Annotated in this window: 7 protein-coding genes; 5 read left to right on the top strand and 2 right to left on the bottom strand. The window is 29.1% G+C overall.

Annotated elements, in window-relative coordinates; genetic code table 11:
* Positions 1-325 precede the first annotated feature (325 nt).
* Entirely contained in the window at positions 326-817 is a 492-nt protein-coding gene (locus tag RH99_RS17320; RefSeq protein WP_010241263.1) for a MogA/MoaB family molybdenum cofactor biosynthesis protein, read from the top strand.
* A 249-nt stretch (positions 818-1,066) separates the two neighbouring features.
* Here the strand turns inward: RH99_RS17320 and RH99_RS17315 are convergent, their stop codons facing one another.
* Complete coding sequence (locus tag RH99_RS17315) at positions 1,067-1,660, bottom strand: type II toxin-antitoxin system PemK/MazF family toxin (RefSeq protein ID WP_243441513.1); 594 nt, start codon at positions 1,658-1,660, stop codon at positions 1,067-1,069.
* 191 nt (positions 1,661-1,851) lie between these two features.
* Here RH99_RS17315 and RH99_RS18735 point away from each other — a divergent pair, with 191 nt between their 5' ends.
* The gene (locus tag RH99_RS18735) at positions 1,852-2,016 is read left to right on the top strand and encodes a YvrJ family protein (RefSeq protein ID WP_010241259.1); all 165 of its coding nucleotides are present in this window, start codon (positions 1,852-1,854) and stop codon (positions 2,014-2,016) included.
* Positions 2,017-2,112: 96 nt separating this feature from the next.
* Here the strand turns inward: RH99_RS18735 and RH99_RS17305 are convergent, their stop codons facing one another.
* A complete protein-coding gene (locus RH99_RS17305; RefSeq protein ID WP_010241258.1) occupies positions 2,113-2,955 on the bottom strand; it encodes an aldo/keto reductase in 843 nt (280 codons plus the stop codon).
* Positions 2,956-3,627: 672 nt separating this feature from the next.
* Between RH99_RS17305 and RH99_RS17300 the strand changes: the two genes are divergently transcribed.
* The 3 genes from RH99_RS17300 (at position 3,628) to RH99_RS17290 (ending at position 6,835) form a co-directional block, all read left to right on the top strand.
* A complete protein-coding gene (locus RH99_RS17300; protein ID WP_010241255.1) occupies positions 3,628-4,527 on the top strand; it encodes a zinc ribbon domain-containing protein in 900 nt (299 codons plus the stop codon).
* A 131-nt stretch (positions 4,528-4,658) separates the two neighbouring features.
* Entirely contained in the window at positions 4,659-6,077 is a 1,419-nt protein-coding gene (locus RH99_RS17295; RefSeq protein WP_010241253.1) for a zinc ribbon domain-containing protein, read from the top strand.
* Between the two features lie 62 nt (positions 6,078-6,139).
* On the top strand, positions 6,140-6,835 hold the full coding sequence (locus RH99_RS17290) for a response regulator transcription factor (protein ID WP_010241252.1): 696 nt from the start codon (positions 6,140-6,142) through the stop codon (positions 6,833-6,835).
* The last annotated feature ends 30 nt before the right edge of the window (positions 6,836-6,865 follow it).

Raw genomic sequence — 6,865 nt, 5'->3', positions numbered from 1 at the left:
ACACGTAGTATTGATATATTTTTTGTTTTTTTACACAAATGTTACAAAATATATATCAATATATAAAATTACGTAGTTTTACTCCCATTATATATAGAAATAAAACTAATTTATATATAACAATTAGATATTTATTGATTTTGCTTTCATACAATAGTATTGTTAATCTCTATAATTGCATCATTCCAATAGCTTAACAGCTTTATTACATGTATAAATATCCGTTGAAATATCTTATACTATAAATATGAGAAATATATAGAGATTCATATCTTATGAAATTGTAGTATAATTATTGATAATAATTTAGCTAGGAGTGATAAAAATGATACATACAGCAATATTAACTATAAGCGATAAAGGTTCTAGAAATGAAAGAGAAGATACCACAGGGCCATCTATAAAAAAGACTCTACCAGAAGATGAATATTCTGTGGACTATTATAAAATAATACCTGATGAAATTGATTTAATAAAACAAGAGTTAGTATATCTATGCGACACTGTGGGCGTTAATTTAATTTTAACAAATGGCGGCACAGGATTTTCTAAAAGAGATGTTACCCCTGAAGCCACTATAAAGATTATAGAAAAGCAAGTACCTGGAATTCCAGAGGCCATGAGAGCTGCTTCCCTGAAAATAACTCCTAAAGCTATGCTTTCAAGAGCAGTCAGTGGAATAAGGAAAAATACTCTAATAATCAATTTACCTGGAAGCCCAAAAGGTGCTGTAGAAAACCTTGAAGTAGCACTGTCAGCTCTGCCTCATGGTATTGATATTTTAACTGGTGAAGCTTCTGAATGTGGAAGGAAATAAATCTATATATAAGCACAAAAGGACATTTCAAAAGATAGATGATTAATCCTTTGAAATATCCTTTTTAAATATGTTATATAATCTCTCGACCTATGTCGAGTAAGTTAGCAAATGAGAATATGGGATAGAATCTCCTAGCCAAAACTAGGTATGTAAACCGTACAAAAATAATGATACCATTTAAATCTAATATAGGCAATAGTTTTTGTATAAATTTTTCTATTAATTTTATAATTATTTTTTATCAAATCATATATCTATGGATAGTTTTAATTTAGGTTTCAAAATATTGTTTAAGAAATCGTCTTCAAGTGTAGCCACATGCCTACCTAATCTAACCTTTGCTATTACCCTAATTTGCTCACATAAAATAGTACCTGTAATTATATTTTTTTCGCCGTCTACTAATTTATAATCATTTTTTCTAATTTCAATATGTGTTGCAATTTTTTTAGGTCTATTAGATATTGGTACGATTATAGTAGTTGGTCCTCTATCATTTCCTGTATTATTCTGAACTATTATTGCAGGTCTAATTTTATTTTCTTCAGATCCAATGTTCTTACCTAGCTGACAAGTCCAAATTTCTCCCCGTCTAGGCTTAGTACTAAGACTTGTACCTACCTTATTAATAATACCGATCTTATCATTTGCCCATTGTACATGTTCATATACTTCTTTTATAGTATATGCTCTTTTTCTCAAATCATGCATATGATGGTTATTTATTAATTTATTTTCATTTATATTGCTATACTCTTTCAGCAACTCTTTAATATGATTTTCAGTTTTCTTAATATACCTTTCAAGTTCAGTAATACTCATATCCCTAATTGTTGTAATACCCACTTCATCACCTCCCTATAATGAATTATTATAACACAAATTTAGGCTATTTGCTTTTTTTGTCCATAAAAAAGATATTACTAAACATCATCCTTATTTTGTACAAATAGGTGTGAAATTATGATTTTATCTGAAAAAATCCTCAAAATAGCATATATATTACTATAACGGCAAGGGAGGTAATATATATGCTTGATCAATTTGTAAAGCTTATAAATACCCTTGGTTTCCCCATAGCAGTTAGTCTATATCTTCTCTTTAAGGTAAATGTACAGATTGGTGCTCTCACGCAATCTATACAAGATCTAAGGAAAGATATAGCTGTCGTTATAAAAAACCGAAAAGAGGAATAAGGCTTTTGTAGGCTTTATTCCTCTTTTTATTTTTTTGTTCTATCATTTACTTTATATAATAAAATACCCTTCACTTACCATAGTAAAATTCATTGATTAGAAATTAAAATTATCTGGATCCGCTCCTGTTCTAAAATCCTGGTTTAAATTATCTATTTGAGTAACTTCCTCAGCAGTTAATTCAAAATCAAATATTCCTGAATTCTCTTTAATTCTTCCCTTATTTGTGGATTTAGGAATAGTTACTACTCCATTTTGTAAATCCCAGCGTAAAATAACCTGAGCAATAGATTTGTTATGTTTATCAGCAATTTCTTTTAGAACTTCATTATCAAATAATTTACCTACCATTAATGGTGCCCAAGCTTCCAATTGAATTCCCTGTGCTTTGCAGAATTCATGAAGTGGCTTTTGTGTTAATCTTGGATGATATTCAACTTGATTTACTGCTGGTTTAATTTCTGCATCCGTGAATAAATCTTCCAAATGATGAATTTGAAAATTACTTACTCCAATAGCCCTTACTCGTCCCTCTTTGTATATAGTTTCTAAAGCTCTCCAAGCCTCTTTATACTTTCCCTTTACAGGCCAATGTATAAGATATAAATCTAGGTAATCTAGTCCAAGTCTCTTTAGACTTTCTTCATAAGCTTTAAGTCCTGATTCATAGCCTTGGTCAGCATTCCAAAGCTTTGATGTTATAAATAAATCTTCTCTAGAAATTCCAGCTTCTTTTATTCCTTCTGCAATTCCCTGTCCCATACTCTCTTCATTTTCATAAATGGCTGCACCATCAATACTTCTATAACCTTGTACTATAGCCTCTCTTACTGCATTAGATGCATCTGGACCATTCTCTACTCTAAAAACTCCAAGTCCAAGCCAAGGCATTTTTACCCCATTATTTAAAGTTGTTCTATCTTCTATACTTTTTACCATATATATACCCTCCTATTGTTCTAAATGTATTAGGCATATGAAAATAAATAACAATTCAAAGATGCGACGTATATTTTGAAGCCAACAAGGAAATAGGTTCCTCAGATAGTGAGCTATCTGAGGGTTCTGCTGACGCGGTGGGATTCAAAATAGACTAGCATACTGACTAGTTATTTATTTGAATGTGCCTTATATCCATAATCTTTTATCCTATGACTAACCGCTATAGTACTGCATCGTTCTAAAGACAAAAGATGAATATTTTCCTTATTAAATTAATATTTATTTATAGGAAAATATAACTATAAAACAATTATTCTTATGTTTTAAATATTCTTATATATTATACCTATAGGAAAAGTATAACCAATGTTTCACTTTAAAACAAGTAGTCACTTTTTTGTAAGTAGTCTTACCTATAGGTTAGTTTTGGCTATTATTAATTTATCTATGTCTTTTTGTGTTGAATTAATTACATTTATAATTGAAAATTTCTACAAAATTCCTATAAATCCTAGAAATAATTAAATTTTAATATTATAATTACTTATGAATAATAATACATATTTTAAAATAATTTATTAATAAAATGTATTTAATGTGAAAAGAGGTGAATTAATCAATAATATTGTTTTTATATAGTTTACAACTAATGATCTAGGAGGAATAATAATGGTCTATTGTTACAAATGTGGTTATAAACTGGAGGATGAGGATTTATTTTGTCCCAATTGCGGGGCAAAAAAAGCTACTCTTTCAGATATAACTAAAGAGAATTCTACGAAAAGCGAAAGGAATAATTTCAATTTAGACAAAGTGGTAAATTTAAAAAGTGTACTTGATATACTGTTAAATATGTTTTTAAGACCTGTATCAACAGCAGAGAAATTTATAAATGAAACTGAAAAAAATATTGCACTTATAATAACAGTATTTGTTCTAATTATACAGGGGCTTTTAGGAATGTGGAGAATAAGTCAAATCATTTCCAGTATAAATAGTATTACTATGAATCTAGCTAATAGAATAGCTGGACTTGCAAGTTTAATACAACCAGGTAGTTCTTCTGATCCAATAAGTTCTTCAGAGTTAAATACTTTTACAAGCGAAATTGATAAATTTAGACCCTATGTGAAAATACCCTACGGAAAGATATTTATACAAAATTGTGCTCTAATTTTAATCGGAATCTTAATTGTTTTTATAATACTATGCTTGGCAAATTCTATGCTTTCAAAAAATAAAGGTGACATATTTAAATTCTATAAAACAGCACTTATAATTACAATTCCCACATTATACTTTGAACTTTTTTCAATCCTACTTTCTTATTTATCAATTAATTTTGGATTAGTAGTAGCTTTATTAGGTTTTATAATTTCATTAGTATGCCTTTCTATAGTTATAAAAGAATCCTTACCTCTTCCAGAAAACGTCAGAGTATTTGTAGTTTCAGTAGCAGCTATATTTACTGTTATTGTACTAGCCATCTGCTTAAAAAGTTTTATATACTCTGATATAGCTACTCTGGTATCTTCCATTATGAATGCTATAAAAAATCTTAATTTATAAAAATACTGTCAAATTTCAGACAATGTCTCTGTTATCTATGGAGATATTGCTTATCTTTATTTTAAATAAGAATTAAGATTACAGAGTCTAGATATAAAGTAAAATATAATAAAAAATTTGGAGTGATAAATATGCGATTTTGTACTAAATGTGGTACTAAATTAAAAGAGAATGAATCCCTATGTCCTAATTGTGGTTATGATTTTCAATCAAAAGAATACAAGAATAACATAGTAGATAATACTCAGCCTATAAATAAAAATACTGCTACTGATAATAGTGATTTCCCTCAGTATGAAAATTCATCAGTAAAAAAATCATTGGATTCAAAAAAACTTAGGATAAGTATTGCAGGAATTATAATATTAGTAATCATCATAGGAGTGTATATTACTATAGGAAGATCAATGACAGATCCAGCTAAATTGGTTTCACGTTTCCAAAGTGATGTATCTTCAAACAATGTGGCAGACTTAAATAAAATACTCTATTGTACTGATGATAGATTAAAGATAGATGATAAAAATAGTGGTGCTCTACTTTTATATTTTAAAAATAATCCATCCCATCTAAATAAAACAATCAGTGATTTAAATAGTGAAATAAGTAGTAGTAACTTTAGATATGCAAACAATCCGTCTCAAAGTAATTTTAGCATTATCAATGCAGGTAAAACCTTATTATTTTTCCCTAGTTATAAAATATCCATTAAACCAACCTTCATTGACATTAAAACTAGTATAAAGGATGTAGAATTTTCTTTAGATAACACTAAGATTGGTAAAAGTGACACTGATAATTTTTCTAGAGAATTTGGTCCCTTTGTACCAGGGCAATATAAATTATATGCAAGTTACAATGGTAAATACACCTCTTTAAATAAGACCTATAACGTTGACCTTGTAAATTCTACTAATGGCAAAGTAGATATAGATACCCTTACAAATCTTAATTATGTAAAGATAAATGGTGATTACGCTGATGCAGAAATCTTTGTAAATAATAGAGACAGTGGTGTAAAAATCAGTGATGCATCAGATTTTGGACCAGTTAGCAGTGATATGAAGATATATGCTGTAACAAATCAAAATGGTAAAAAACTAAAGAGCAATGAATATACAGTATCCAATGGTGATGACAGCATAAATTTAAGTTTCAGTGAATCAAAAAATCAATTGAGTAGCATGGACAATCAAATGCATGATCTAATATATTGGTATACTAATTCTTTTTCAGATGCTGTTAATTATAATAATTTTTCAGATGTACAACCCTATCTATATCCAGGAAGTGATTTGTATAATGAGCAACAGAAGTATATTCCAAGTACTTATAATAATGGAATAAAAGAAAATGTAGTGTCATTCAACGTACTTTCATATACTATGTCAGAGGACAGTAAATCCGGTACTGTAACTACAGAAGAAGTCTATGACATAATTAATGCTTCAGGGCAAACATCTACAAAAACTTTTAAGTATAATTATGGATTTAAATATAACGAAGATAAGGGAAGCTATCAGCTTACAAGTCTTACAAATTCTAAATAATTTTTGGGAACTACCTCAGTGGTAGTTCCCAAAATGCTATAATACCAAAAGAGGTGATTTGTTTGGAGTCAAATATAAATATACTGATAACTGAAGACGACACAGATATCAATGGATTACTTTCCGATATACTAACTAGAGAAGGCTATAATGTACGAGCTACCTATTCTGGTTCAGAGGCTAAAATGTGCATAGAACAATATGATTATGATATAGTACTTCTAGACTTAATGCTGCCTGGAATCAGCGGTGAAACTTTAATAGGTGAAATAAGAAAACTAAAAGTTATGCCCATTATAGTCATATCTGCAAAAATAGCTCAAGAAGATAAAATTAATGTATTAAAGCTGGGAGCAGACGATTTTATAGGGAAACCTTTTGATGTATATGAAGTACTGGCAAGAGTTCAGGCTCAATTAAGACGATATAGAGAATTCTCCACTTCAAAACTAAAAAGCAATAAATTCATGTATGAGAATATCATTTTAGATACGGAGTCAAAAGAGGTTTTAATTAAAGATAAACCCATTAACTTAACCTTTAGAGAATATTCAATACTGGAACTATTCATGTCTAATCCTAAAAAAGTATTCACAAGAGCTAATATATTTGAAGCTGTATGGAGGGACAAGTTTTATGGTGACGATAACACCATAAATGTGCATATAAGTAACCTTCGTACAAAATTAGCTGAAGCCGATAGTGAAATAAAATATATTCAGACGGTATGGGGAATAGGTTTTAAGCTTATTAATTAACCCCTATAAACTACTGGAAAAAATTATACT

This window comes from Clostridium arbusti SL206 (assembly GCF_000246895.1).
GTDB classification, from domain to species: Bacteria; Bacillota; Clostridia; order Clostridiales; family Clostridiaceae; genus Clostridium_I; species Clostridium_I arbusti.
Note: the sequence above shows the minus strand (reverse complement) of the source record. Positions and strands in the feature narration are given on the sequence as shown.